Genomic DNA, 23,500 nt, shown 5'->3' with positions numbered 1-23,500 from the left:
AATTCTGTGGCCCTGCTCGGCTTCGGCCTGGACTCTCTGATCGAGGGCCTGGCGTCGGTCATCATCGTCTGGCGCTTTACCGGCTCGCGCACCGTGTCCCCGGACGCGGAGGCTCGTGCGCAGAAGGCGGTCGCCGGGACGTTTTTCCTGCTCGCCCCATACATCGCGTATGACGCCATCACCACCCTGATCGCGGGCGAACACCCTCGAACCAGCTGGCTCGGGATCGCGTTGTCGATCACGTCGCTGATCGTCATGCCGATCCTGGGCCGCGCTAAACGCCGGCTGGGCGCGCAATTGGGATCGGCGGCCACCTCCGGGGAAGGAACCCAGAATCTGTTGTGCGCCTACCTTGCTGGCGCGGTGTTGATCGGACTGGTGGCCAACACCGCATTCGGACTGTGGTGGCTCGATCCCGCCGTCGGGCTGCTCGTGGCGGCCCTGGCCGTGCGTGAAGGAATTGAGGCCTGGCGCGGCGAAGAATGCGCCTGCTGATGTGACGCGGTGACCAGCGTCTGCTTCCCGGGACCCGAATTACGCGTCGCGGGGGAAATTGTATGTGCTCGGAATGCTCTCACCAAGCTCCGGCGTGCCGTAGACGACGGCGATCTCATCATGCGGTTTCAACAGGATGGCGGCCGGATTGCCGGTCTGCGGTGCGCCGTTGACGAAGACCCGCAGGCTCTTGCCGTCGGCCGCGCGCAGTGCGCCAATGTTGTTGGCCGACAAGCTAACCTGCCATTCGGAGAAGAATTCGCCGAGGCTGAATTGTCGGTGTGCCGGAGATTCGACGTGGATTACGCCGGTGCTGTCATGGGTGTGTAGCGGGCTGATCGTGCGGTGTGTGCCGTCGATGCCGATGCGGGCCGGCACCGGCACCGCCCGGCCATTGACCAACACGTCCAGGTGGGTATGAACGTGTTCGACCATGCCCTCCTCACCGAGCATCGGCAGGCCTGCTGCGGCGACGGCGGCCGCAGCATCGGTGGGCGCGGGCCACGGCGGCATGCTGTCGGCGCCGGCGGCGACCGTCGCTGGGGAGTGATCGAGGCCGGTCGATGTCGTTGCCGCGTGGTTGCCGTTTCTGGCGGGCAGCCAGATGATCGTCGCGGCCAGCAGCGCCGCCGCGGTGACCGCGAATGCTGCGATCCACACGAGTCTGCTGCGCTGCCCACCCGATCCTAGCTGGGCGAGCGTTTTGCGTTGTGCGCGTTCGGCTTTCGCCATATTGCGTGGTGTGCGTGCGGTACCCATGCGATGCCCTCTCCCGTCCTTGCCGCTCACGTCAGGCCGACACGGGGCCGGCGTCGCGTGAGGGCGCCGAACACAGCGCCGATGCCCCCTCCCGCAGCGGCGATCGCGACTCCCGCGGCCACGATCGCCCACGGCGCGCGTGTAGGGGTGCTGGCGGCCGTCAACTGCGGGCCGTCGGCAGGGGCCGCGGCCTTCGGTGGGCTTGGCGTGTCGATGGCCGCGACCGTTGGATCGGGGCGCCCGGTAGCGGCTGCGGTGACTTTGCCAGCAGGCATCGCGGCGACGGCGGTGCGCTCGTGCATGCCGCCGGGCATCGGGTGGCTGCTCATCACACGATCACCCATGGCGCCGCTGCCCATGGCGCTGCTGGGCATGGGTGCGCCGCTGGGTTTCATCGCGCCGCTTCCCATGGCGCCGCCGGTGGGCATGCCGCCTTTCATGCCACCGCTTTTCATGCCGCCGGCGGTCCCGGTGGGCATGCCGCTGTTCGCCGGGCCGGTCGTGCCGTTGGTGCCCGTTGCCCCAGTGGTGCCGCCGACCGTTGGGTCAGTAGTCGACCCGTCCGCGCCGTGGCCGGTCGTGGTCGTGGGGCCGGTGGTGGTCGTGGGGCCGGTGGTGGTCGTGGGGCCGGTGGTGGTCGATCCGCTGCTACCGGTCGTGGCAGCACCGCCATCGGTGTGCGTCCCGCTGCTGGTGCCGCCAGTGGTGGTCCCGCCTGTTGTGGTCCCGCCTGCGGTGATTCCACTGGTTTGGGTGTGGCCGGTTCCGGTGGTGGTCGCGCTGCCGCTGGTGCTCGTTTCGCCGCTGGACATCTGGCTGTGCGACGCATCGCCGCGAGTGGTGGTCCCACCGCCGACGGTGTCGGCGGCCGGGCTCTGGGCAACCGGTGTCAGCGGTGTGGTGGTGGCGTGCGGTGCCAGGACCGTGGCAGAGGCGAACAAGCCGAGTGCCCCAATGGTCAGCGCTGCTATTTGCGGCCGCAGCCATCGCGTCGCGGTCACCGATACGCCTTCTTTCTTGTGGTTGTCCGTCGGCCAACGTGCCGCGGCGGTCCGTGAATTCGGCTAGGGGGCAAGCAGTTCGGCCTGGTAGCCGAGTTCGGTGATCGCTGCGGTGACCTGTTCGGTGGTGGTGGCGGTGGTGTCGAGTTCGACGGTGGTGCGCGCGTTTTTGACCGAGGTGTGCGACGTGGCGACACCGGGCAGGTCTTCGAGTGTTTCGTCGATCAGCATTGAGCAGCTGGCGCAGTGCATTCCGTCGACGCGGAAGGTGTGGGTGGTCGGCATGTGGTGTGCTCCTGGGGTTTCGCAGATGGTGTCGAGGTTGGTTGGTTGTTAGGTGACGGTGAGGTAGCCGCCGTACATGCCCATGCCGCAGTGATAGGTCAGCTGCCCGGGCTGCAGAACCCCGAGGTCGATGCGGGTGTCCCCGGTGACCGGCAGGATGCGTTCGTCCCCGGTCCGGTCGATCAGGAAAGACCGGATGCAGCCTTCGGCGTTATCGGAGTGCACGGTCAGGGTGGTGGGTATGCCGGATTTCAGTTGGATGTTCTCGGGGCTGTAGCCGCCGGGGCCGGCGGTGATGACCGCGTTCTGGTGTCCGGCGGTGATGGTCACGGTGGCCGCGTCGGCGACGGCGGCCGACCCGGTCAGGCCCAGGGTCCGGCCGAGGTGGCTCGCGGCCAGCGGTGACCCTGCCAATTCCAGACCGCCGTTGAGGGTGAACAGGCCCATCGCCACGACCGCGACACCGGTCGCCGCGGCCAGGCGCCCACTCCACACCGTGGCCAATTTGCGGGCCGCGTAACCGATCAGCGCGAACAGCGGGCTGGTGCCGGCGATGAACACCGCCATGATCAGCGCGCCCTGCAGCGGCGACCCGGACGCCAGGGCCAGCGCCTCCACCGACAGTGTCACCCCGCACGGGATGAGGATCGTGGCCATCCCGAGTAGGGCCGGCGCGACCGCGGTCTGCGAGCGGGCACGGCCTCGCACGAACCGCATCCAGGAGGCGGGCGGTTCGATCACGATGCGCCGAAAACCCGGGACACCCAATTGGGCCAGGCCGAAGCTGATGATGAGCAGGCCGGCGACGATCTGGATCCCGGTGCGGGCCCCGATCGACAGTTGCACCGCTGCCCCGGCCGCCCCCAACAGGGCACCTAAGACGGTGTGGGACACCAGTTTCCCGGCCAGGAATCCGCCCACCGGGGTTAGGTCGTCACGGATCGCCTCCAGCGTCGACCCGCCGGGGCGGGTCCCGGTGGCCGCCTCGGCCGCGGCGACCTCGGTGGCCCGTTGGCGGGTGATCAGTCCGGTCAGCAGCCCGCCCTGCACGGCCGCGCACGACACGCCTCCGGCGAGCAGCCCGGTGATCAATACGGCGGTCAGATTCATTCGTGGTCCTTGTTCGCTTGAGTCGATCAGAATTCGGTTGGGGTGGAGGCGGTGTCAGTTGCGGTTGCGGGCGGCCAGGAAGCCGGTGACGGTGCCGGCGATGCCGATCACCCCTCCCGCGGCCAGCAGGGTGAGCGTGGTGGCCGCGCTGGCCGGTGCCCAATGCTGCACGCCGACCACCACTGCCGCCACAACACCGGCCAGCATGATCGCGGCAGCGGCCGGCACCCACCGTGGCCGCCGGGCGGGCGGTGTTGCCGCAGAACCGGATTCGGGGGTGGCGGTGCTGGTGAACGTGCGTAGTCGCAGGCTGTTGGTCACGACGAAGACGCTGGAGAAGGCCATTGCGCCGCCGGCGAGCATCGGGTTGAGCAGGCCGAGCGCGGCCAGCGGGATCGCGGCCACGTTGTAGGCGAACGCCCAGAACAGGTTGCCTTTGATGGTGCGCAGGGTGCGCCGCGACAACCGGATGGCGTCGACCGCCGAGCGCAGATCCCCACGCACCAACGTGAGGTCGCTGGCCTCGATCGCGGCGTCGGTACCGGTGCCCATCGACAGTCCCAGATCGGCCTGGGCCAGAGCGGCGGCGTCGTTGACGCCGTCGCCGACCATCGCCACGACCGCGCCGCCCTGTTGTAGCCGGGCGACCGTGTCGACTTTGTCTTTGGGCATGACTTCGGCGATCACCTGGTCGATGCCGACCTCGGCGGCCACTGCGCGAGCGACGGCCTCGTTGTCCCCGGTGAGCAGCACCGGGGTCAGGCCGAGCGCCCGCAGGCCGCCGATCGCTTCAGCGGAGGTCGGTTTGACGGTGTCGGCGACCATCAGCACGGCTTGGGCCTGCCCGCCCCAGGCAACCACAACTGAGGTGCGGCCGCGGGTTTCAGCGTCCTGTTTGGCGGCGACCAGCTCCGCCGGCACGGTGATCTCGTAACTGTCCATGAGACCGTCGCGGCCCACCAGCGCGGGCAGCCCGTCGACCTCGCCGGTGACACCGAGACCCTCATGGTTGACAAATCCCGCAACCGTGGGCAGGTCGCCGACCCGTTCGCGGGCCCCGGCGGCGATCGCCTTGGCGATCGGATGCTCCGAAGCATCCTCCAACGCCCCGGCCACCTGCAGCACCTGCGCCTCGGACACCCCGGCGGCGGTGTGCACGCCGATCAGGCTCATCTTGCCGGTGGTGACTGTGCCGGTCTTGTCCAGCACGACCGTGTCGACGCGGCGGGTGGATTCGAGGACCTCGGGTCCTTTGATCACGATACCCAGCTGCGCGCCGCGCCCCGTCCCAACCAAAAGTGCTGTGGGCGTGGCCAATCCGAGCCCGCAGGGGCACGCGATGATCAGCACCGCCACCGCCGCGGCGAACCCGGCCGCCACGCCGTGACCGGTGCCGATCCAGACCCCCAACGTCAGCAGCGCTATCGCGATGACGACGGGCACGAACACCGCCGACACCCGGTCAGCGAGCCGCTGAACCTGGGCTTTGCCCTGTTGGGCTTCGGTCACCAGGCGGGCGATCTGGGCGAGTTGGGTGTCGGCGCCGACGCGGGTCGCCCGAACCACCAGCCGCCCGCCGACGTTGACCGTGGCCCCGGTGACCGCATCGCCCGGGCCGACCTCGATCGGTACCGATTCGCCGGTGAGCATGGACTCATCGACCGCCGAGCCGCCCTCGACGATCACCCCGTCGGTGGCGACCTTCTCACCCGGGCGCACCACGAACCGGTCGCCGACAGCCAATTGTTCTGTCGGGATGCGGAGTTCACCACCACCGCGCAGCACTGCGACGTCTTTGGCGCCCAACTCCAACAGTGATCGCAGGGCCGCGCCCGCGCGGCGTTTGGCGCGGGCCTCGAAGAATCGGCCCAGCAGGATCGCCGCGGTGACGGCGGTGGCCACTTCGAAGTAGACGTTGCCGGTGGCATCCCCGCGGCCGGCGGTCAGGCTGAACTCGTGGTGCATCCCCGGTTGGCCGGCGGTGCCGAAAAACAGCGCGAACAGCGACCATAGGAACGCCGCGCCGACACCGACGGAGATGAGGGTGTCCATCGTAGCGGTGCCGTGCCGGGCGTTGAGGGCGGCGGCCCGGTGGAACGGCCACGCGCCCCACACCACGACCGGCGCGGCCAAGGTCAGGGACAGCCACTGCCAGTTGGCGATCTGCAGCGGCGGAATCATCGCCATCGCGATCACCGGGATCGCCAGCGCCACCGACACCTGCATGCGTTGGCGTAGCGAGCGCAGATGCTCATCGTGCTCGCCGGCGCCATCACCGGCCTCGACGGCGGGCGTCGTGGTCGGCGTGGGAGGGGTGGCGGTGTAGCCGGCGTCGGCAATGGCACCGGTGAGGTCAGCGACCGACATCCCGGCCGGGAAGGCCACGATCGCTTTCTCGGTGGCGAAGTTCACCGCGGCGGTCACGCCGTCGATCTTGTTGAGCCGGCGCTCGATCCGCGCGGCACAGGACGCGCACGTCATCCCGCCGATCATCAACTCCACCCGCTCGACGGCGGGTGCCATCGGCGCTTGGGGAAAGGGGTGGGTTTCAGTTGTCTGGTCGGTGCGATCGGTCACGCGCCCTGATCTCTCTGTTCACGCAACTGCGCCAACTCCTTACGTAACTCGGCCACCTCGGCGCTCGTCGTGGACGTACCGGCACAACTCGAGCTTTTGCCTCGCCGCATCGGCCGCACGCAAAAGACATAGGTCAGCACCACCGCCGCGGTGACGATCAGCACCGCGCCCCAGCTTGACATCAGAGCTGGTGCGCCCGTGAGGACTTCAGTTCGGCGATGTCGGCCCGCAGCTGGGCCACCTCACGCTGTTCTGCGTCGGCGGGGCTGTGATTGCCGCGCATCATCATCCACATCATCACACCCATCCCAATCGGGCAGGCCAAAGGCGCCGCCGCTAGCAGAAACTGAGTCATCGTGGCATCCCTCTCGCGTTCCGACCCGTACTTTTGGTGCACCGGATCAACACCGTCTACTATCTCCGTACCTAGATAGTAGACGTTGTCTAGTGTCACCGCCATCGAAGGGACCTCATGCTGAACCGGTTGCGCGTGAGGGCACTGGCTGTCGTGCTGGCCGGTGTGCCGATCCTGGCCGGCTGCAGCATCGGCACGGACGCTGTCGCGCAAGGTGGCACCTTCGAATTCGTCTCCCCCGGCGGCAAGACTGACATCTTTTACGACCCGCCACCATCGCGCCGCGTCATCGGGGACCTCGGTGGCATCGCCCTGATGGACTACCGGCCCATTGCGGTGTCTGACTTTGCGGGCAAGGTCGTCGTCGTCAACGTCTGGGGAGCGTGGTGCGCACCGTGCCGCACCGAAACCCCGGAACTGGAGAAAGTGTTCACTGCCACCGAACCGCTCGGCGTCGCATTTCTGGGTGTAGACGTACGCGACAACCGTGCCACGGCACAGGATTTCGTTACGGACCGCCACGTGATGCATCCATCGATCTTCGACCCCGCGATGCGTAGCGTCATCGCGTTGGGCAAGGGCTATCCGACGAGCGTGGTACCCACCACACTGATTCTCGATCGCCACCGACGCGTCGCTGCGGTGTTCCTCAAAGAACTGCTCGCCACGGATCTGCAGCCGGTCGTCGAACGGATCGCCGCGGAGTCCTGAGGGGCGTCGCATTAGCGGTCCTGCATGACCACACCGGCGCTGGCCAAACGATCCGATCCCGCCAACGCCTTCAGGCGCGACTCAAACCCGAACCAGAGGTTCGATGCGTGCCCCTCTGATGACCACAACCGAATTCCACAGCGCCTGGCTCCACGGGAATAGACGTACCCGAACCCGGCCGCATACACGGTCATCGGCCGCGCCGATACAGCCCTGCCACGGTCTGGCTACCAATGGGCTCGTGGCGGGTTCGGATCAGTGGTGCCAGACTCGGCGGCCTGTGCGGTGAGCAGGACGCGTAGCCATGTCCTGCGAGCGTGGCCGATGAGCCGGCGCAGCAGTGGTCGCGCCAGGGCGTACCCGGCCAGACTGATCGCGAACCCCAGCGTGAGCCCGGCAAGCACATCGCCGGGATAGTGTGCGCCGACGTACACGCGAGCGAACGCCATGAACGCGGCCGCCAGCACGGTGATGATGCCCAGGTATCGGTTCACCAGCCACATTCCCGCTGCGACCGCCGCGGCGATAACGGTGTGGACGCTGGGGAAACCGCCATCGGTGTTGCAGTGCAGGACCACGATGTCGTGCAGCGCATTGCATGGACGGGTCTCGTTCACCGCCAAAGCGATCGGATCGTAGACCACCAGCGCGGCAAGGACGCCCAGTGGCGTCCACAGCGCCGCGGCCATCGCCGCCGGACCGCTGCTCTTGCGAGCGACCCACCAACCGGCGATCATCAGCGCGGCGAACACCAGAATCCCGTTGTTGGCGTATCCGGCGACAACCGGCTGCAGCCACGGAGTGTTCCGGGCAAAACCGTTGATGACGTAGAAGATTCGCGTGTCGAGGTTCATTATGGTCTTTCAATCAAAAGCGGAGCATCGGTGAAGTGGAGCTCGCGCGAATAGTCGAGTACACCGCATCGCGGCGGCCGGTGCCACGATCGGCTATTCGGACAAGCCGGCGCCCCCGGCGCGGTATCGGGTTGAGGGATCCCTGACTCTAATGCGCCCACGCAATGGCCGCCATCATGAGAATTGGATATGAACTACGTGACAACTACGTACTTCGGCCCGATACTCAACCCATGATCTGGACCGTGGAAGCAAACGCAGTCCCGCAATCGGAGGTGCCGTCGATAGGCAGTCGCAGCTGGGCAGGATGGCCGGATGCCCAGAACCTCTGTGCTGCACCGCATACGGGTGCACATTCACGTGGCCAGCGGCAAGAGTTGGGGTGAGATTGGCCCATCATCGGTCCCGCTGGGGCCTGCGCAAGTTGAGTACTCAGCTGGTTCTGGGCGTGTCGGCACTCGTGTCCGCGCTGGTATTGGCTCTTGGCGCGCTATCGATCTACACGCTTCACGCATATGTAACAGCCATGGGCGACAACGCGGTTCGTTCTTCGCTCGCAGTGTTCCAGCATATGTACGACGGGTCGCTCGCCAGCGCAGCGCGCCATGCCGGCCTGGCTGGGTTGACAGGCCAGGCGCCTGGCACGGTCATCGCCGTCATGCGCGGCGGCCATGTCGCTGAGGCGGCGATGTTTACCGATACTGGCCCCGGCCTGCCCCCGATGACTGCGGTGAACTCGCTTGAGTCGTTAAGTTCACTTGCGACGGCCTCGCCGCACACCGTCAGCCTCGGGGAGCTGGGAACTTATCGACTGGCAGGCGCCGATGTCGGCCCCGGCGTGCGTCTGATCTCCGCCGTCTCGATGCACGCGGCGAACCAGATGATCGCAACGAAAACGGTTGCTGTAGTTGTTATTACGATCATCGCCGCGCTGACTGCCGCCGCGTGCACCGTCATCTTGGTCCGACGCGCATTGCGCCCCTTGCATCGGGTCGCGGCCGTTGCTGCTCAGGCGTCTCAAGCGCCGCTGGGCGAAGCCGGTCACCGCATCACGATGCGTGTCCGGCGCGATGACGCGGCCCCTGACAACGAGGTGGGCATTGTCGGGGACGCATTGAATCGGCTGTTGTCCAGTGTCGATGCCGGACTGGTGGCGCGCGGGCGGGAGGAGCGGCGTATGCGGCGCTTTCTCAGTGATGCGAGCCATGAACTGCGCACTCCGCTGGCTTCCATCCGCGGCTACGCCGAACTGACCAGGCAGGATAGCGCAGCGCTTCCTCAGACTACCGAGTATGCGCTGGCACGCATCGAAGCCGAATCCTGCAGGATGACCGCGCTAGTCGACGACATGTTGCTGCTCTCGCGCCTGGATGAGGGACGCGCCCTCGATTTCTCAAGCGTGGAATTGAGTGCATTGGTCAGCGACGCCGTGAGCGATGCCGCCGTTGCCGCGCCGGACCATCGGTACACATCCGAGCTACCGGAAACCCCGGTGTGGGTGCGGGGGGACGCTGCCGCCCTGCACCAAGTGGTGATGAATCTGCTCGCGAATGTGCGGGCACATACGCCGCCGGGCTCCACAGCCGTTGTCTCGCTGCGGGTTTTGAGCGGTGAGAACATCGCTGAACTTTCCGTCTCTGATGATGGCCCCGGCATTGACCACACGATGGTGGGCGACATCTTCGGCAGATTTGTCCGGGCCCGAACACCGGGACCCGAGGGAAGTCCCAGCACCGGGCTGGGGCTGGCGATCGCCAAAGCCATCACCGAGGCCCACGACGGCAGCATCGGCGTCGACGCAAGTCCGGGGCAGACCACCTTCCGCGTGCGCCTTCCCCTGGGCGATCCATCGATGTCGGAGGTGGAGGTGCACCGGTAGCGGCCGCTGCCGAGTCGTCAGATACACGCCGGGTCGGCGCTCGGTGGCATGCGCGAGGGGCGGGCGACGATCAAAGGAGAAGCTCGGTCACGTCAATGTTCCCGGCGCACACGGCGCCCTGCACCCTCGGCGCATACCACTGCACATCGGGCTGCAACGCTGACGCGCCCGCACGAGCGGATCAGTGATTGCCTGGGCGGGAGCTCGCGTGTCCCAGGCAGCGAAAACGCCGCGATCTAGCCGTGCCGAAGTCGCGGCTAATCCACAGGGCACCAACTCATTTCGACCGATGATCGGCTACCGTCCCATCGTCCGGTACGCCACACAGCGTCTACTATATTTGTCAGTAGTTCATGGCATGGTCGTGCGCAGCCGCGGTCCGAATGTCGAAGACAGGGGGCGGTGTTGGGCATCAGCGGGAAAACCTGGGCGCGGGCGGTGGCCTCGGTGTTGTTGGCGGTGGCGCTGATCGGCGGCGGGGTCATCATCTTCACGCAGCGCTGCGGGTTCGGTTGTGCCGGTGACCGTGGCAGCGCCGCGCAGTCGACGGCCCGGCCGCCCACCGTGCCTGTCACGCTTGTCCTGGCTCCGCCATCTGGGGCTGAGCAGGTCGACCCGTTGGCGCCGGTCACCGTGACGGCGGCATCGGGCACCGTGACCGAGGTGGTCATGGTCAACGACCAAGGCCGACGAATCGATGGCGTGCTGACACCCGATGCGACGGTCTGGAAACCGGTCGCCGCGCTGGGGTACGGGCGCACCTATACCGTCACAGCGACGGCCGTCGGTGCCGCGGGCACCCCGATTCAACAGACGTCGACGTTTTCCACCCTCGTACCCGGCAACCAGACGGCCGTGTCGCTGCGGACCACCGGCGGCGCACCGCTGCGCGATGGACAGCGTTACGGCATCGGCACGGTCGTCGTGGCACGGTTCGATGAACCGATTACCGACAAGGCCGCTGCGGAACGCCGACTGGTGGTGACCACGAGTCCGCCGGTGCAGGGCTCCTGGTACTGGCTCGATGACCAGACCGCGCATTGGCGTCCGCCGCAGTACTTTTCCCCGGGCACTACGGTCACCGTCGAAGCGAACATCTACGGCGTGGCGGTCGGCGACGGGCTCTACGGGCAGGAGGACGCCCGGGTCAGCTTCCAGATCGGGGACGCCCACGTGGCGATCGCCGACGACAACACCAAACAGGTCACGGTGTTCGACAACGGAGCGCTGGTGCGCACCATGCCGACATCAATGGGTATGGGCGGCAGCCAGACGATCAACGGACAGACGATCTCGTTCTGGACCCAGCGCGGCATCTACACCGTGCTGGACAAGGCCAACCCGGTCATCATGGATTCCTCGACCTACGGGCTACCGATCAACTCTCGCCTGGGTTACCGCGAAAAGATTTCCTGGGCCACGCGGATCAGCATTGACGGGATCTACCTGCACCAGCTCGACAGCACGGTGTGGGCGCAGGGCAACACCGATGTCTCGCATGGTTGCTTGAACCTCAATGCCGAAAACGCCCAATGGTTCTACGACTTTTCGGTGCCCGGCGACGTCGTGGAGGTACGCAACACCGGCGGTGAGCCGCTACAGATCTGGCAGAACGGCGATTGGAGCATGCCCTGGGAGCAGTGGCGCCGCGGCAGCGCGCTGCCCTGATATATCCCGTCAATGGTGCTGCTGCGCAACAACACTCACGGCGCGGGCAGCGGGCACACGTCGCGGGCGGTCAGGCGCCGCCGCAACGCCCATCCCAGCGCGAGCAGGGACGCGATCGCGATCAGCGGCTGCAGCGGGGCCCACATGCTCAGCGCCCCACTGATCCCGACCGCGGCCACGACCAGTTTGTTGCACACCGGACAACCCACGGCCAGCAGTGACCCAATGTTGGCGACCGCGCCGGCGCCGGTGCGGCGCTGCACAGGACCGGCACCCGGTCGCCGCACGTAGGTGGCGATGAACAAGCCGCTCATGACGGCGGTGGCCACCCACACGAGGTAGCTCCACCAGGTGGGCGGTGTCATGCGGGTGTACCAGGGGGTGGCGAGCAGACCGGTGGGGATACCGATCGCCAGCCACACCACCGCCGCTCCCGCCGCGGCCACCAGCCAATGAACCGACGTCCACCGTGTCACGGCCGCCTCCCGCTCCCGATAACTACTAAGCTGCATAGTACTAATGCAAATAGTAAATCGCTGGGGCTGGACCGGCAGCCGGTCACCCCCCGCGAACGAGAAGGGAAGCGGTGACGATCGAGACCGTACGCAGCCACGCGAGATGTCGGGTGCTGATTGTCAATGACGCGGCGGCGCCGAGCTCCGAGGTGACTGACTGTCTGCAGCGAGCAGGCTTCGAGGTCGCCATCACTCCCGACGGTACGGGGGCGCTGCGGTTGGCCCGGAGCACCGCGCCCGACGTTGTGGTTCTCGACGTCGTGCTGCCGGACATTGACGGGCTGTGGGTATGCCGCGAGTTGCGCTCGTTCTCCGATGCCTATGTGGTGCTGGGCAGTATGTGCGATTCCGCGTCGAGTGTGATTGCCGGCCTCACGGCCGGCGCCGACGATGTCGTCAGGCTGCCCTGGCATGCCGAAGAGCTGCTTGCGCGGATACGGGCAATGCTGCGTCGGCCCCGACGGCACGACGGTCACGCCGAAGCCGACACCGGGGCGGGCCGCGGCGAGGTTCGGGTCTTTGGCACATTATCGATCGACGTCGAGGCGCGCCGGGTCGTTGTCGGCGATGAACCGGTGGCGCTGACCCGCACCGAGTTCGACATCCTGGCCGCATTGTCGGCGCGGCCAGCGGCAGTGGTGAGTCGGCACGAATTGCTGGCAACCGTGTGGGGCCGGTCGTGGGCGGGTGAAAAGAACGTGATCGACGTGCATATCGGGCATCTGCGCCGCAAGCTCGAGGACGACCCCGCAGTACCTCGCTTTGTGGTGAATGTGCGTGGCGCTGGTTACCGGATGGGTACCGGATGACGCGGTGCATCCATCACGCCGAGTAGCCCCGCTTTCACCAAAGCCGGGCCGGGGGTCCCACAGGCGACCGGCATACACCGCGCTGTCGCTGTGTGGATGTGGTGGACGAGGGCGCGGCTGCCCGCCCTACCGGGGGTGCCGCGGTAGGCTCGCCGACAAGGCGTGTGAAGGGTGTACCGGGTGCGAGTACGAGGGTTCGGGGAACTGGAAGCGGTTGTCATGGAGCGGGTGTGGAATCACCTGCCGGATGCGGTCACGGTACGCGAGATTTTCGACGAGCTCAGCGAGCAGCGGCGCATCGCATACACCACGGTGATGTCGACGATGGACAATCTGCACACCAAGGGCTGGCTGGAACGCGAACGCGACGGCCGGGCCTACCGCTACTTGCCGGTGATGAGTCGTGAAGAGCACACCGCGCAGTTGATGCGCGATGCGCTCGACGGCGGCGGACGGTCGGATCTGGTGTTGAGCTATTTCATCGAGCAGATCGAGCCCGATGACTCCGAGCATCTGCGCACAGCGCTGCGCCGCATCGCGCGACGGTCCGGCAAGCCGAAAACATCATGAACGCCGCCGGCCTGCTGGTTGCCCACGGCATCGTGCTGGGCGTGGCCGGTCCGCCGGTGCTGGCGCGACTGACCCATGGCGGCCACGCGCCGCGCAGCGGCATCGCGGCATGGCTGGTCGCGATCGTGGCGTTTCTGGTCAGCTGGCTCGCCGTCGGCGTGCTGGTCGCCGGTGACGTGCTGCGGCACTGGCACCAGACCCGGTCGCTGGTCGCCTCGTGCGTGGAATTGCTGTGCGACCTGGCGGCGGGCCGGGCCGGGGGCATCGCGCAGGTAACGGTGCTGGCCGCGGTAGCGGCCGCGGCCGCGGGTGTCGTGTTCTCGGGTGCGCGCCTGACCCGCACCATCGTGCGACTGCGGGCCAAGGCACATCGGCATTCCGAGGCCATCCGCTTGGTGGGCCAACCAACCGCTGACGCGGACGTGTATGTGATGCAGACCCCCGAGCGGGCCGCATATTGCGTGTCGGGCCGCCCGGCGACCATCGTGGTCACCAGTGCGGCGGTGGCGGCCCTCGGGGAACGTGAACTGGCCGCCGTGATCGCCCACGAACGCGCCCATGTCGCGGGCCGGCACCTGGCCATCGTCACGGCGATGCGCGGCGTGGCGTTGATCCTGCCGCGGGTGCGTCTGATCACCCGCGGCGCCACCGAAGTCGCGCGGCTGCTGGAGATGTGCGCCGACGACGCCGCCGCGGCCCGCTACGGCAGGCGGGCCCTGCTGGACGGCTTGATGGCCCTGGTCGGTGCGGCTCCTGCCTCGGCGCTGGGGGCCGCCGACGTCGCCGTCTTGCACCGCGCCGAGCGCCTGGCCTGCCCGGCCACCCAGCGGGTGCGGATCGGCACCCAAGCAGCCCTGGGCAGTGCCTCCACCCTGATCGCTGTGGGTCCACTGGCCGTCGCGGCCTTGTGCGCCTCGGGCGTGTGGATGTGCGCCCTCTAACGCAGCGCGCTACCGACGCACAAGGCCGCGGCCCCAGGGGGCCGGCGCTGGCGCTACGTTTCGATGATGCGGGTGACGTACGGGGTCATGCCGCCGCGGCGCACCGGCGAAATCTTCACGGGCACACCGGTTTGTTGGGCTTCGAGCATCTGGCCGCCGCCCAGGTAGATGGCTTCGTGCTGCCCCCCTCCGGGGCCCCAGAACAGCAGATCGCCGCGTTTGGCTTCCGACGGCGGCACTTTGCGTCCCGCGTTGTACTGATCGCCAGAGAAGCGCGGCAGGTTGATACCCACGCCGGCGTAGGCATACCGGGTCAGCCCGGAACAGTCGAATCCGACCGTGTCCGCACCGGAGTCGATGCCGCGGCTCGGGCCGGTCAGGCTGCCGCCACCCCAGGAGTAGGGGACACCAATCTGTGAACCGGCCCGGCGGATCACATACTCGATCGCTTGCTTGCCGTAGACCCGGTTGCCCCGCACCGTCGCGGCGGGCGCCGCCGTGGGACTGCCGATGCCCAGGGTGCTCAGAAATTTGTGGCCGAGGTCCATGGTGGTCTGGGCCGCCATCGCCGTCGCTTGCAGCGACGCATTGGCGATCGCCAGCGGGTCGCCCGGCGCCCCGGCGCTGAGCACGCTCGGCAATGACGGGTCCCATCCTCCCGCGGCCAAAGGTTCGGCCTGAGCCGGCGTGGCCATCGCGACCACCGTCGACACCGTCGCTGCCACATAACCGATCCGCCGCAGCCATCCTCGTGCCCGAAGGCGCGCAGGGGCCGCGGTTCGGCGTCGGGAACGATCCGTGCGCGATAGTGAGGCCATCGGCTCAGTTCTCCTTATGCCCGGGTGTGCTGCCCGCCATCACATGAGTGATCTACGGCCAGTCCAAGTACGTAGTTGCGCCGTACTGTGAGCCACGGTACATCACTTTCGTCACACTGGTTAACTCTCGCACCAAATTTCATTGATGTAATTTGTTGCGGCAGCGGACTTTACGCGCCGTGGTGACGGTGTGGACTGCGACGGACCGCGGCGGCGCCGAGCCCGAGCAGGGCGATGCCGACCAGATAAATGGGTGTGCCGGCGGCGATTTCGGCGCTGCGGTGCCCGGCCCCGGTGCCCGCGGGCCGGTACAGCACCCGGGTCTGAGTGAGCTGTCCGGCGGTGCCCGCGTCGACCGGCAGCCAGGCCTCGGTGTTGTCATCGCCCTCGCGCAGTTCGACGTAGGTGAACCAGCGGCCGGACCCGGGCACCGTCACTGTCCCGGCGTAGCGGCACAGGCCGGTTTGACGCAGGTCACCGGTGAACGTCTGGCCGGCGCGCCGGGCGGCTAGACGGATCGGCGTGGTGTGTTCACAGTCGCCGGTGTCGGTCAAGCGGGCGGTCATGGTGATCTGGCCGCGCCCGTCGGTGTCGGCGGTGAGGTCGACGGTGGCTACCGCCGGGCCCTGCCCCGGGTCGTGGGCGTGCGCACGCCCCGCGCCGGTGGCCAAGGCGCTACCGCTGATCAGCACCGCCACGGCGGCGGGCAGCGCGGCCCGCGACCGGCGCGACGACCCGAGGGCCAGGACAAGGGTGCTGATCACGATCACCGGCACGGCGGTGATCGCCACCGCGTCGGGATGGGCGCTGGCCAGCCTGAGCGCGCTGGCACCCCATGCGAGGGTGGCGGTGGCCAGTGCGGCGGCCGCAGGGCGTGCCAGCCGTCCGGGCAGTGGCAGGTCGTAGACCGCCAAGCCGAGCACCGCGAGCGGCAGGTCCGGGGTGCTGCGCCCCAGTGTCGCCAGCGCCGCGATGATCAGCAGCCGCAGCGCGGCGTAGCCGGCGACCGCGAGCGTGACCGGGGCGCCGCCCGGGACCGCGCGCCCGATCACGTGGGCGGCCAGCAGGCCGGCGGCCAGCATGATCGGCAGGTAGAGGGTCTCGGTGAACTGCGGGACCCCGGTTTCGTACTCGAAGACCAGTGCCTCGGCGTTCGCCAGCAGCAGAGCACCGGCCGCGGCCCGCAACGCCGCGGCGTTCGGGTCGATACCCGCCAGTGCGCCCAGGGCGATGGCGATTGCGGCGAAGATCACCAGCATGTGCGGCGGGCTCCACTCCACCGCGTCGCGGCCGAACGCGTCATGCCACGCATTGTCGATCGGCGCCGCCGCCAGCGCGGTGACACCGCCGAGGCACGCCGTGACCACCGGCCGCTGGGACAGGGTGGCCCGCAGCGAGCGCAGCGCCACCAGAACCCGCACACCCCACGCAGCGATCGCCAGGCCGACCACCGCCATCGCCCCGTACAGCATCAGATGGGCGGGGGTCCAGAAACTGTCGCGGCCGATGTCGGTGTGCCAGGACTCATCCCAATAGGTGGCCACAATCCCGAGGGCCCCGGCCGCGCAGACCGTCCAGCCCAGACCCACCGGCAGGCTGAGACTATTACGAGTCACTACTGAGACATTCATGTCTCAACTATGATGAGGGCATGCCTCAACGTCAAGGAGTTGTCGACCAGTCCCTGCTCGATGCCACCGCCGCGGCGATCGCCCGGTGGGGACTGCACGCCCTGACCCTGGAACGAGTCGGCATCGAGGCCGGGATGTCACGGGCCACGATCTACCGGCGCGGTGTCACCCGCGACGATCTGATCGCCGCGGTCACCGCGCAGGCGGCCGACACCTACACCCGCGCCATGCTGCCGGCGTTGGCCCAACCGGGCTCGGCGGCCGACCGGCTGCGCATTGCCCTACAGGCCTTGTGCGCCACAGCCGATGAGCACCTGCATGTGCTGGCCGGGTTTTTTCTCGCCCGCGGCGAGGTGTTCCACCAGCCCGGACCCGACGCGCTGATCGTCGATGTCTTCGCCGAACCATTCGAACGGCTGCTCCGCGATGGCGCCGCCGACGGCAGCCTGCGGGACCTGCCCCCCACCGTGACCGCCACCGTGCTGTTCAACCTGGTCGGCTGGGGCTATATCCACCTGCGCGCCGCGCACGATTGGAACGCGGCCACCGCCGCGGACGCCATTATCGGCATCATCTTGCGCGGCACCCTCGCCTGCGGTGCCCACCCATGACCGTCGGCGCGTGGACGTTCACCATGATCGACCTGGCCGGGTTCACCGCCCTTACCGAGGCGCACGGCGACGAATACGCCGCCGACCTCGCGGTCGACTTCGCCGACCTCGCCCGAACCGCCCTGGCGCCGGGCGATCGGTTCATCAAGTCGATCGGCGATGCGGTACTCCTGGCGTCCCCCGATCCCACCGCAGGGATCTACCTGACACAGCGGGTCCTCGAGCGCTGCGCCACGAAAGACCACTACCTGCTGACCAGGACGGCCCTGCACCACGGCCCCGCCGCCGGGCGCGGCAACGACTTCTTCGGCGCCGCGATCAACCTGACCGCGCGCCTGGCCGCACATGCCGGCGCCGGACAGACGTTGGCCACCGATACCGTCGCCGGTGCGGCCCGCGCCCTCGGCGTGCCCGTCGAGGATTTAGGCGAAACCACCTTCAAAAACCTCAGCGAACCCATCGGTGTTCACGCATTGCACCTCGGCGCCCCCTCGCCGGTGTCAACGGTCGACCCCATCTGCCGGATGCGCATCGAGCATCAGCAGGCCGCCGGATACCTGCGCCACCACGGCCACGAATACTGGTTCTGCTCACTGAAGTGCGCGGCGCAATTCGCGCGCGAGGCCGCCGACCAGCCGTAGCCGGTGCACCCCCGACCTCGGGTCCATTGCCTTTGGGCGTCGCCGCTGGCATCGCCCGCCGACATCGTCCGCGCCACGGCTTTCGACTCCAAAAGTGTTGGCCAGCACCAGATGCGCACCCATCCACCCGCGCCGGCAGCCCGGGCGCCGGGCGCCGGGCGGGGACGAGCCGGTCGCGGCGAGTCGCAACTGGCCGATGTCGGTCGGCACTGACGGCCCCTTCACAGGTCCACCATTTACTATGCAACTCAGTACTACCGCGATCCATAGTGAAGGTGAGCCACGATGAGTCCGATCCGTCGCGTACGTCCCACCCGCGCGTCGCTGTACACCGCGGGCTACCGGCGTGAGCGCCGCCGGCGGCTGGTGGGGTGGGCCCTGGTCGGCATCGGGGCGGTGATGGCCGTCGTGCACGGCATCACTCACCTCGGCCGGCTCACCCTCATCGGCTACCAGGACCTGCTGCTGGGCTATCCCATGGCCAGCGTGCTGGTGCTCGGCGGTTTCATCCTGGTCGGCTGGACTGCGAAACCAACACGGTGACAGCAACCTGCTACCCCCGGCGGGATGCGGTGGTTCCCGCGGCCGGATTGCGGCCGTTCGGGGGCTACCACAGCGAACCAGGGTCATCATCGCGACGCGATACACGGCGCGCGGCGCCGTGCACGAGAGATCAGAGGTAGGACCATGCCCATACAACGCACCGCCTTCGGCCGGTGGTGGAAGCTGGGCTCGTTCCTGGTCGTGCTGGTGACCGTGTCGGCCGTGCTGGTGGTCGTGGCCCGCCGGCAATGGGACCGCGACGCCGACCACATCGACTGCGCCACCAACAAATGCATCGCCTTGACCTTCGACGACGGCCCGTCCCCCTTCACCGACCGGCTCCTTCGGGTGCTAGCCGCCCGCGGCGCCAAAGCAACGTTCTTCCTTATCGGCAACAAAGTGGCCGCCAACCCCGATGCCGCGCGCCGAATCGACAACGCCGGCATGGAAATCGGCAGCCACACCTGGGAACACCCCAACATGTCCACGATCCCGATCGCCGACATCCCCGCGCAACTACGCAAAGCCACCCAGGCACTGCAGGCCGCCACCGGCCGTACCCCCGACCTGTACCGGCCCGCCGGCGGGCTGTCCTCGCCAGCCGTGCGCGCCGAAGCCGGCCGGCAAGGACTCGCTGAAATACTGTGGGACGTCATCCCGTTCGACTGGATCAACGACGCCAACCTGGCCGCGAGCACGTACATGCTCAAGACCCAAATCCGACCCGGATCGGTGGTGCTGCTGCACGACACCTACTCCAGCACCGTCGACCTGGTGTACCAATTTCTTCCGGTCTTGATCGCCAACGGCTACCACATGGTGACCGTCAGTCACCTGCTCGGCCACCGCGAACCCGGGACCAGCTACGGCGGCCGGGAAAACGGCCCACCCGCCAACGCCCTCGTCGACATCGCCCCGGACAAGATCCCCACCCTGGCGCCGACCCCATCGCCCAAACCGGCCCCCAACCTGCCGATCACCGACATCCCCAACCAAAACCCCGGCGGCCCACCCGCATAGGCGACCCCGCCTCCCAAACAAGGACCACCCTCACAGTCAGTGGGCGCCGACGGCCTGCAGGGCCAATCGTCCGGTCTTGTGCAGCCGGTACAGGGCCAGCGCGACCAGCAGGCTGATCGCCGTGAGCGACACCCAGACCAGTTCCGGCCGGCCGGCATGGCGCGCCGTCTCCATCAGCGCACCCGTGGCGAGATTTCCCACCAGGATGCCGACGCCGACGATGGTGTTGTAGAAGCCGTAATACGTCGCGACCAGCCGGTCGCCCGCCAGCGACACCACGGTGTCCATCTCGAACGGATAGACCGCGGCCGAGCCGACGGCCAGCAGCGCGGCCGTCAGCAACAGCGCGGCCACCGCGGCCGGTTGCCCCCACCGGTCATCGGGCACCACGATGAGCGGGACGAACGCCGCCGCGAGCACCAGCACGCCGATGGTCAGCGACTGGGCGCGGCCGTAGCGTGCCGTGAACCAGGCCGTGATGCGGATCTGTCCACCGATGGCGACCAGCCCCGATACCGCGAAAACTGCTGCCACGATGGCCGATTCATGGTGCGGCGACAGCACCGCGGCGTGTAGCGGCAGCGCCAGGTACACCTGGAACGTCACCACGTAGGTGCCCACCATCGACGCCGCGAACAGCAGGAACGGGCGGTTGGCGAGCACGGTGCGCCAGTCGTGCAGGATCGAGACCCGTTCGGTGACAGCATGATCGGCGTGGTCCTTCGGCAGCGCGAACAGCTGCGCGATGGTCAGGACTGCAAACACCACCGCCGCCATGCCCGCCGTCACCCGGAAGTCCAGCGCCATCAGGGCCAGGCCCACGAGCGGGCCGGCCAGGATGCCGCCCTGATAGAAGACGTTGAACACCGTGAACGCCGCCACCCGGCGCTCGCCCGAGTCCGCGGCCAGGTAGGCCCGCACCGCCGGGTTGAACAGCGCCCCCGCGAAACCGGTTGCCGCCGAGGCGATCAGCAGCGCCGGCAGGGACTGTGCGACCGCCAGCAGCCCGAACGCGGCCGTGCGCAACAGACAGCCCGCCACGATCAGCGGCTTGTAGCCCAGCCGGTCGGCCAGCGTCCCGCCGACGATGAACATGCCCTGCTGCGAGAAGTTCCGTACCCCGAGCACCAGCCCGACAGCCCAGCCGGCCAGGCCGAGCGGGCCGGCCAGGTACCCGGCCAGATACGGCATCAGCATGTAGAAGCCGAGGTTGATGCCGAACTGGTTGAGCATCAGCACCCGGCTGGGCCAGCCGAAGCTGCGGAACTGGGTGAGCACCGGCATCACAGCGATGCCGCGTCGGGCCTGCGCACCGTCGTGCAGCGGGTCCACGAATCCACCACGCGCTCAGCGTGGTCCGCGATCACCGCGGGCTCGGCGGGCGGCTCGATGCCGAGCAGATTGTGCTGTCGGCAGTAGTCGTCGTTGTAGACGGTGTCGAAATACCGTTGCGGCCCATCGGGAAAGATCGCGGCGATGGTGGTGTCCGCGTCGTGGTGACGCGCCGCCCAACCGGCGACCAGCGCCACCGCGCCGCCGCTCCAGCCGCTGCTGGCGTAGCTGGTCGAGGCCAGGGCCCGGCACGCCCACACCGCCTCGGCGGGTGCCACCCAGTGCACCTCGGAGAACGCGGCGTAGTCGACGTTGTCGGGGTAGATGCTCGACCCCAGGCCACGCATCAGCCGGCTCTGCGCGGGCTGGCCGAAGATGGTCGACCCGATGGTGTCGACGCCGATCAACTTGAGGTCGGGATTGAACTCGCGCAACACTTTTGCCACGCCTGCCGAATGCCCGCCGGTGCCGACCGAGCACACCAGGATGTCGACGGTGCCCAGTTGCGACTGCAATTCGAGGGCGAGGTCGCGGTACGCGTCGACGTTGTCGGGGTTGTTGTACTGGTCGGGGTACCAGGCGGTGGGGTCACCGGCCAGGATCTGGGCGACCCGGTCGCGGCGGGCCTGCTGCCAGCCGCCGGTCGGGTGCGGTTCGGTGACCAGGTCGATGTCGGCGCCGTATGCGGCCAGCATCCGGTGCATCATCGGTTCCATGCCGGGATCGGTCACCAGCGTGACCGGGTGCCCGTACACGGTGCCGGCCAGGGCCAGACCGAGTCCGAGTGTGCCGCTGGTGGATTCGACGATCCGGGCGCCGGGCAGCAGGTCGCCGCGGGCCCGGCCGCGTTCGACCATGTACATGGCGGGCCGGTCTTTCATGCCGCCGGGGTTGACGCCTTCGAGCTTGGCCCAGAAGCCGCGGTTGTCGGTGGTGAACGGGGCGGTGATCCGCAGCACCGGGGTGCCGCCGACCATGGTGCCGGGCCGGTCGTAGCGGGCCAGCCGGCACGGCCGGGCTACCGAGTGGGAGTTGGTGGACTTTCTGGGCAGGACAAGATTGGTTGAACTATTCATGGGTGCATCACTTTTCACTGATTCCGCCGCGTGGCGCGGAGGAGAAGAATTGGCGGCGGACACCGACCGGCCACACGACGCGGGCGGTCTGCGCTAGCCGATCAGCGTCGAGAAATGCACAGGCGAGTTAACAACCTTCGGCCGTTCTCAACGAGGACATCAGGTTCGGGCGGGCCGCGGCCGGCGGCCAGCCGGTGCGCACGCCAGCACATCAACGCGGTGCGCAGCAATACGGCAACACCGAGTTCCAGGAGAGTGGAGTTGGCCCGCGGTAGTCCGGCGGTGGCTTCCATGTCTGGCGCTAATGCAGTCACCACGTCCCGAAGGTGGGGGTGCTGCTCAACCATCGTCGATGGCGCCAGCGGGCTTGCCGTGATCGACGCTTGAGCAGGATGGGCGTGGGGTGGGTCGACATGGCGAGCACCCAGCTGAATGCCGATCGCGAGCGCGATAACGGTGACGAGCAGCGCGGCGATTGCATGCCGTCGCGTCGTCGGGGAAGTCACGTTCGCGACTGTACCGGCAGATCGATGGCCGTGGCTGTGCCGCAGATCACCAAAATACGAAACGTTACCGAGTTCAAAGAACATTCAAATCTGTTGTGGCACTGAGCTACTGAGCTAGTCCGGGTCGGCGCGCGGATCTGTATCCCAGCGCGCATCGCGCCCGGCGATGTGCGCTGGGATACAGGCCTCGGGCGGTCAGCCTTCCCCGGCTCCTAGGGAAGGCTGACCGCTGGACAGAGGGTTCACCGGCGCTGCCGCGACGTGGGCGTGCTACAACGCAATCCCAAAATGCTGATCACGCCCCGCGCCAGGCCGGCCGGCACGGCATGCGGATAGTGTGCGGCGACGCAGACACGCGCGACGGCCATGCCGATCGCTGCGACTGTGGCGAGGAGGGTGAGCCACCGGTCGATGCGCCACAGGCGCGGACTGTGGGTAACGCGCCGCCGGAGGCGCAACGCAAGACCGTGATGTCGTGGCACGCGTTGCGCGGACGGGTTTCGTTGATGCTGACTGCGATCGGGCGGTAGACCACCAGCGCCGCGTGTCCACCGAGCGGGGCCCACAGGACTGTCACCATCGGCGCCGGACCGTCGGCTGTGCGGGCGAGCACCGTGCCGCAACCAGCAGGGCCACAAAGACCACGCCGCCGGCATTGGCTCAGCCCGTCAGCAGGCCTTGTGGCCACGGCGTCGGCCGAGCGAACTCCCTGAGGGCTCATCCGGGACCTCCGTTAACGCGATCGCTGACGGCTCGCAGCGCCGCCTGTGGGTTCGAGGCCATCTCGCGTCTA

The 23,500-nt window shown here is 68.0% G+C and carries 26 protein-coding genes; 12 read left to right on the top strand and 14 right to left on the bottom strand.

All coding sequences use genetic code 11. The features are described 5' to 3' along the window. A partial coding sequence (locus VXD91_RS24490; RefSeq protein ID WP_346416671.1) for a cation transporter occupies positions 1-495 on the top strand: 495 nt, incomplete at its 5' end. Between the two features lie 39 nt (positions 496-534). Here the strand turns inward: VXD91_RS24490 and VXD91_RS24485 are convergent. Then, positions 535-1,284 (bottom strand): hypothetical protein, encoded by a 750-nt coding sequence (locus VXD91_RS24485; RefSeq protein WP_234785384.1) that lies wholly within the window; start codon positions 1,282-1,284, stop codon positions 535-537. Then, the gene (locus VXD91_RS24480) at positions 1,281-1,598 is read right to left on the bottom strand and encodes a hypothetical protein (RefSeq protein WP_170212400.1); all 318 of its coding nucleotides are present in this window, start codon (positions 1,596-1,598) and stop codon (positions 1,281-1,283) included. Before VXD91_RS24480 ends, VXD91_RS24485 begins: the two co-directional genes overlap by 4 nt. Between VXD91_RS24480 and VXD91_RS24475 the strand changes: the two genes are divergently transcribed. Beyond that, a complete protein-coding gene (locus VXD91_RS24475; protein WP_346416670.1) occupies positions 1,597-2,322 on the top strand; it encodes a hypothetical protein in 726 nt (241 codons plus the stop codon). The two genes, VXD91_RS24480 and VXD91_RS24475, sit on opposite strands and share 2 nt — an antisense overlap. Here the strand turns inward: VXD91_RS24475 and VXD91_RS24470 are convergent. The 5 genes from VXD91_RS24470 to VXD91_RS24450 are packed head-to-tail and all read right to left on the bottom strand — an operon-like array spanning position 2,319 to position 6,582. Next, a complete protein-coding gene (locus VXD91_RS24470; RefSeq protein ID WP_061006725.1) occupies positions 2,319-2,540 on the bottom strand; it encodes a heavy-metal-associated domain-containing protein in 222 nt (73 codons plus the stop codon). The two genes, VXD91_RS24475 and VXD91_RS24470, sit on opposite strands and share 4 nt — an antisense overlap. 48 nt (positions 2,541-2,588) lie before the next feature. Further along, positions 2,589-3,650 carry a sulfite exporter TauE/SafE family protein gene (locus VXD91_RS24465; protein ID WP_061006724.1) on the bottom strand — a complete coding sequence of 354 codons (1,062 nt, stop codon included), beginning with the start codon at positions 3,648-3,650 and terminating at the stop codon, positions 2,589-2,591. A 54-nt stretch (positions 3,651-3,704) separates the two neighbouring features. Beyond that, positions 3,705-6,173, bottom strand: coding sequence for a heavy metal translocating P-type ATPase (locus tag VXD91_RS24460; protein ID WP_346416672.1), 2,469 nt, complete (start codon positions 6,171-6,173; stop codon positions 3,705-3,707). Between the two features lie 50 nt (positions 6,174-6,223). Next, on the bottom strand, positions 6,224-6,391 hold the full coding sequence (locus VXD91_RS24455) for a hypothetical protein (protein ID WP_162563658.1): 168 nt from the start codon (positions 6,389-6,391) through the stop codon (positions 6,224-6,226). Between the two features lie 17 nt (positions 6,392-6,408). Beyond that, entirely contained in the window at positions 6,409-6,582 is a 174-nt protein-coding gene (locus VXD91_RS24450; RefSeq protein ID WP_170212399.1) for a hypothetical protein, read from the bottom strand. A gap of 117 nt (positions 6,583-6,699) precedes the next feature. Between VXD91_RS24450 and VXD91_RS24445 the strand changes: the two genes are divergently transcribed. Then, positions 6,700-7,293 (top strand): TlpA disulfide reductase family protein, encoded by a 594-nt coding sequence (locus tag VXD91_RS24445; RefSeq protein ID WP_061006721.1) that lies wholly within the window; start codon positions 6,700-6,702, stop codon positions 7,291-7,293. A gap of 227 nt (positions 7,294-7,520) precedes the next feature. Here the strand turns inward: VXD91_RS24445 and VXD91_RS24440 are convergent, their stop codons facing one another. Beyond that, positions 7,521-8,147, bottom strand: coding sequence for a phosphatase PAP2 family protein (locus VXD91_RS24440; RefSeq protein ID WP_061006720.1), 627 nt, complete (start codon positions 8,145-8,147; stop codon positions 7,521-7,523). Between the two features lie 448 nt (positions 8,148-8,595). On the opposite strand from VXD91_RS24440, the gene VXD91_RS24435 reads away from it, so the two are divergent. Both VXD91_RS24435 and VXD91_RS24430 read left to right on the top strand, forming a co-directional pair. Next, positions 8,596-10,026 (top strand): HAMP domain-containing sensor histidine kinase, encoded by a 1,431-nt coding sequence (locus tag VXD91_RS24435; RefSeq protein WP_234785385.1) that lies wholly within the window; start codon positions 8,596-8,598, stop codon positions 10,024-10,026. 402 nt (positions 10,027-10,428) lie between these two features. Then, the gene (locus VXD91_RS24430; protein WP_110917513.1) at positions 10,429-11,694 is read left to right on the top strand and encodes an Ig-like domain-containing protein; all 1,266 of its coding nucleotides are present in this window, start codon (positions 10,429-10,431) and stop codon (positions 11,692-11,694) included. Between the two features lie 35 nt (positions 11,695-11,729). Here the strand turns inward: VXD91_RS24430 and VXD91_RS24425 are convergent, their stop codons facing one another. Beyond that, the gene (locus VXD91_RS24425; protein WP_110784132.1) at positions 11,730-12,170 is read right to left on the bottom strand and encodes a hypothetical protein; all 441 of its coding nucleotides are present in this window, start codon (positions 12,168-12,170) and stop codon (positions 11,730-11,732) included. A gap of 110 nt (positions 12,171-12,280) precedes the next feature. Between VXD91_RS24425 and VXD91_RS24420 the strand changes: the two genes are divergently transcribed. The 3 genes from VXD91_RS24420 (at position 12,281) to VXD91_RS24410 (ending at position 14,529) form a co-directional block, all read left to right on the top strand. Then, positions 12,281-13,018: a response regulator transcription factor gene (locus VXD91_RS24420; RefSeq protein WP_061006718.1), complete on the top strand. Its 738-nt coding sequence runs from the start codon at positions 12,281-12,283 to the stop codon at positions 13,016-13,018. A 180-nt stretch (positions 13,019-13,198) separates the two neighbouring features. After that, a complete protein-coding gene (locus tag VXD91_RS24415) occupies positions 13,199-13,588 on the top strand; it encodes a BlaI/MecI/CopY family transcriptional regulator (protein ID WP_061006727.1) in 390 nt (129 codons plus the stop codon). After that, complete coding sequence (locus VXD91_RS24410) at positions 13,585-14,529, top strand: M56 family metallopeptidase (protein WP_138230751.1); 945 nt, start codon at positions 13,585-13,587, stop codon at positions 14,527-14,529. Before VXD91_RS24415 ends, VXD91_RS24410 begins: the two co-directional genes overlap by 4 nt. Before the next feature lie 53 nt (positions 14,530-14,582). Here the strand turns inward: VXD91_RS24410 and ripB are convergent, their stop codons facing one another. Then, a complete protein-coding gene (gene ripB, locus VXD91_RS24405; RefSeq protein ID WP_234785388.1) occupies positions 14,583-15,224 on the bottom strand; it encodes an NlpC/P60 family peptidoglycan endopeptidase RipB in 642 nt (213 codons plus the stop codon). A gap of 293 nt (positions 15,225-15,517) precedes the next feature. Next, positions 15,518-16,978 (bottom strand): hypothetical protein, encoded by a 1,461-nt coding sequence (locus VXD91_RS24400; protein ID WP_142383140.1) that lies wholly within the window; start codon positions 16,976-16,978, stop codon positions 15,518-15,520. Positions 16,979-16,998: 20 nt separating this feature from the next. On the opposite strand from VXD91_RS24400, the gene VXD91_RS24395 reads away from it, so the two are divergent. From VXD91_RS24395 to VXD91_RS24380, 4 genes are all read left to right on the top strand, one after another. Then, positions 16,999-17,589 carry a TetR/AcrR family transcriptional regulator gene (locus VXD91_RS24395; protein WP_061009838.1) on the top strand — a complete coding sequence of 197 codons (591 nt, stop codon included), beginning with the start codon at positions 16,999-17,001 and terminating at the stop codon, positions 17,587-17,589. After that, on the top strand, positions 17,586-18,230 hold the full coding sequence (locus VXD91_RS24390; protein ID WP_061004513.1) for a YHS domain-containing protein: 645 nt from the start codon (positions 17,586-17,588) through the stop codon (positions 18,228-18,230). The genes VXD91_RS24395 and VXD91_RS24390 overlap by 4 nt, the downstream gene beginning before the upstream one ends. A 285-nt stretch (positions 18,231-18,515) precedes the next feature. Continuing rightward, positions 18,516-18,773, top strand: coding sequence for a hypothetical protein (locus VXD91_RS24385; RefSeq protein ID WP_061004511.1), 258 nt, complete (start codon positions 18,516-18,518; stop codon positions 18,771-18,773). Between the two features lie 144 nt (positions 18,774-18,917). Then, positions 18,918-19,793 (top strand): polysaccharide deacetylase family protein, encoded by an 876-nt coding sequence (locus tag VXD91_RS24380; RefSeq protein WP_082761872.1) that lies wholly within the window; start codon positions 18,918-18,920, stop codon positions 19,791-19,793. 36 nt (positions 19,794-19,829) lie between these two features. On the opposite strand, the gene VXD91_RS24375 is transcribed toward VXD91_RS24380, so the two are convergent. From VXD91_RS24375 to VXD91_RS24365, 3 genes are all read right to left on the bottom strand, one after another. After that, entirely contained in the window at positions 19,830-21,077 is a 1,248-nt protein-coding gene (locus VXD91_RS24375; protein WP_179970404.1) for an MFS transporter, read from the bottom strand. After that, entirely contained in the window at positions 21,077-22,102 is a 1,026-nt protein-coding gene (locus tag VXD91_RS24370) for a PLP-dependent cysteine synthase family protein (RefSeq protein ID WP_234884249.1), read from the bottom strand. The genes VXD91_RS24375 and VXD91_RS24370 overlap by 1 nt, the downstream gene beginning before the upstream one ends. A 200-nt stretch (positions 22,103-22,302) precedes the next feature. Next, positions 22,303-22,707, bottom strand: coding sequence for a hypothetical protein (locus VXD91_RS24365; RefSeq protein WP_138230749.1), 405 nt, complete (start codon positions 22,705-22,707; stop codon positions 22,303-22,305). Positions 22,708-23,500 lie beyond the last annotated feature (793 nt).

The organism is Mycobacterium sp. SM3041 (genome assembly GCF_039668335.1).
In the GTDB taxonomy this organism is placed as follows: domain Bacteria; phylum Actinomycetota; class Actinomycetes; order Mycobacteriales; family Mycobacteriaceae; genus Mycobacterium.
Note: the sequence above shows the minus strand (reverse complement) of the source record. Positions and strands in the feature narration are given on the sequence as shown.

Excerpts from the sequence above, each read along its gene's own strand:
- VXD91_RS24395 (WP_061009838.1), top strand. The coding sequence starts at position 16,999 with ATGCCTCAACGTCAAGGAGTTGTCGACCAGTCCCTGCTCGATGCCACC.
- VXD91_RS24440 (WP_061006720.1), bottom strand. The coding sequence starts at position 8,147 with ATGAACCTCGACACGCGAATCTTCTACGTCATCAACGGTTTTGCCCGG.
- VXD91_RS24460 (WP_346416672.1), bottom strand. The coding sequence starts at position 6,173 with ATGGCACCCGCCGTCGAGCGGGTGGAGTTGATGATCGGCGGGATGACG.
- VXD91_RS24450 (WP_170212399.1), bottom strand. The coding sequence starts at position 6,582 with ATGACTCAGTTTCTGCTAGCGGCGGCGCCTTTGGCCTGCCCGATTGGG.
- VXD91_RS24370 (WP_234884249.1), bottom strand. The coding sequence starts at position 22,102 with ATGGTCGGCGGCACCCCGGTGCTGCGGATCACCGCCCCGTTCACCACC.
- VXD91_RS24480 (WP_170212400.1), bottom strand. The coding sequence starts at position 1,598 with ATGGGTGATCGTGTGATGAGCAGCCACCCGATGCCCGGCGGCATGCAC.
- VXD91_RS24390 (WP_061004513.1), top strand. The coding sequence starts at position 17,586 with ATGACCGTCGGCGCGTGGACGTTCACCATGATCGACCTGGCCGGGTTC.
- VXD91_RS24465 (WP_061006724.1), bottom strand. The coding sequence starts at position 3,650 with ATGAATCTGACCGCCGTATTGATCACCGGGCTGCTCGCCGGAGGCGTG.
- VXD91_RS24385 (WP_061004511.1), top strand. The coding sequence starts at position 18,516 with ATGAGTCCGATCCGTCGCGTACGTCCCACCCGCGCGTCGCTGTACACC.
- VXD91_RS24445 (WP_061006721.1), top strand. The coding sequence starts at position 6,700 with ATGCTGAACCGGTTGCGCGTGAGGGCACTGGCTGTCGTGCTGGCCGGT.
- VXD91_RS24470 (WP_061006725.1), bottom strand. The coding sequence starts at position 2,540 with ATGCCGACCACCCACACCTTCCGCGTCGACGGAATGCACTGCGCCAGC.
- VXD91_RS24410 (WP_138230751.1), top strand. The coding sequence starts at position 13,585 with ATGAACGCCGCCGGCCTGCTGGTTGCCCACGGCATCGTGCTGGGCGTG.
- VXD91_RS24375 (WP_179970404.1), bottom strand. The coding sequence starts at position 21,077 with ATGCCGGTGCTCACCCAGTTCCGCAGCTTCGGCTGGCCCAGCCGGGTG.
- VXD91_RS24380 (WP_082761872.1), top strand. The coding sequence starts at position 18,918 with ATGCCCATACAACGCACCGCCTTCGGCCGGTGGTGGAAGCTGGGCTCG.
- ripB (WP_234785388.1), bottom strand. The coding sequence starts at position 15,224 with ATGGCCACGCCGGCTCAGGCCGAACCTTTGGCCGCGGGAGGATGGGAC.
- VXD91_RS24475 (WP_346416670.1), top strand. The coding sequence starts at position 1,597 with ATGGCGCCGCTGCCCATGGCGCTGCTGGGCATGGGTGCGCCGCTGGGT.
- VXD91_RS24400 (WP_142383140.1), bottom strand. The coding sequence starts at position 16,978 with ATGAATGTCTCAGTAGTGACTCGTAATAGTCTCAGCCTGCCGGTGGGT.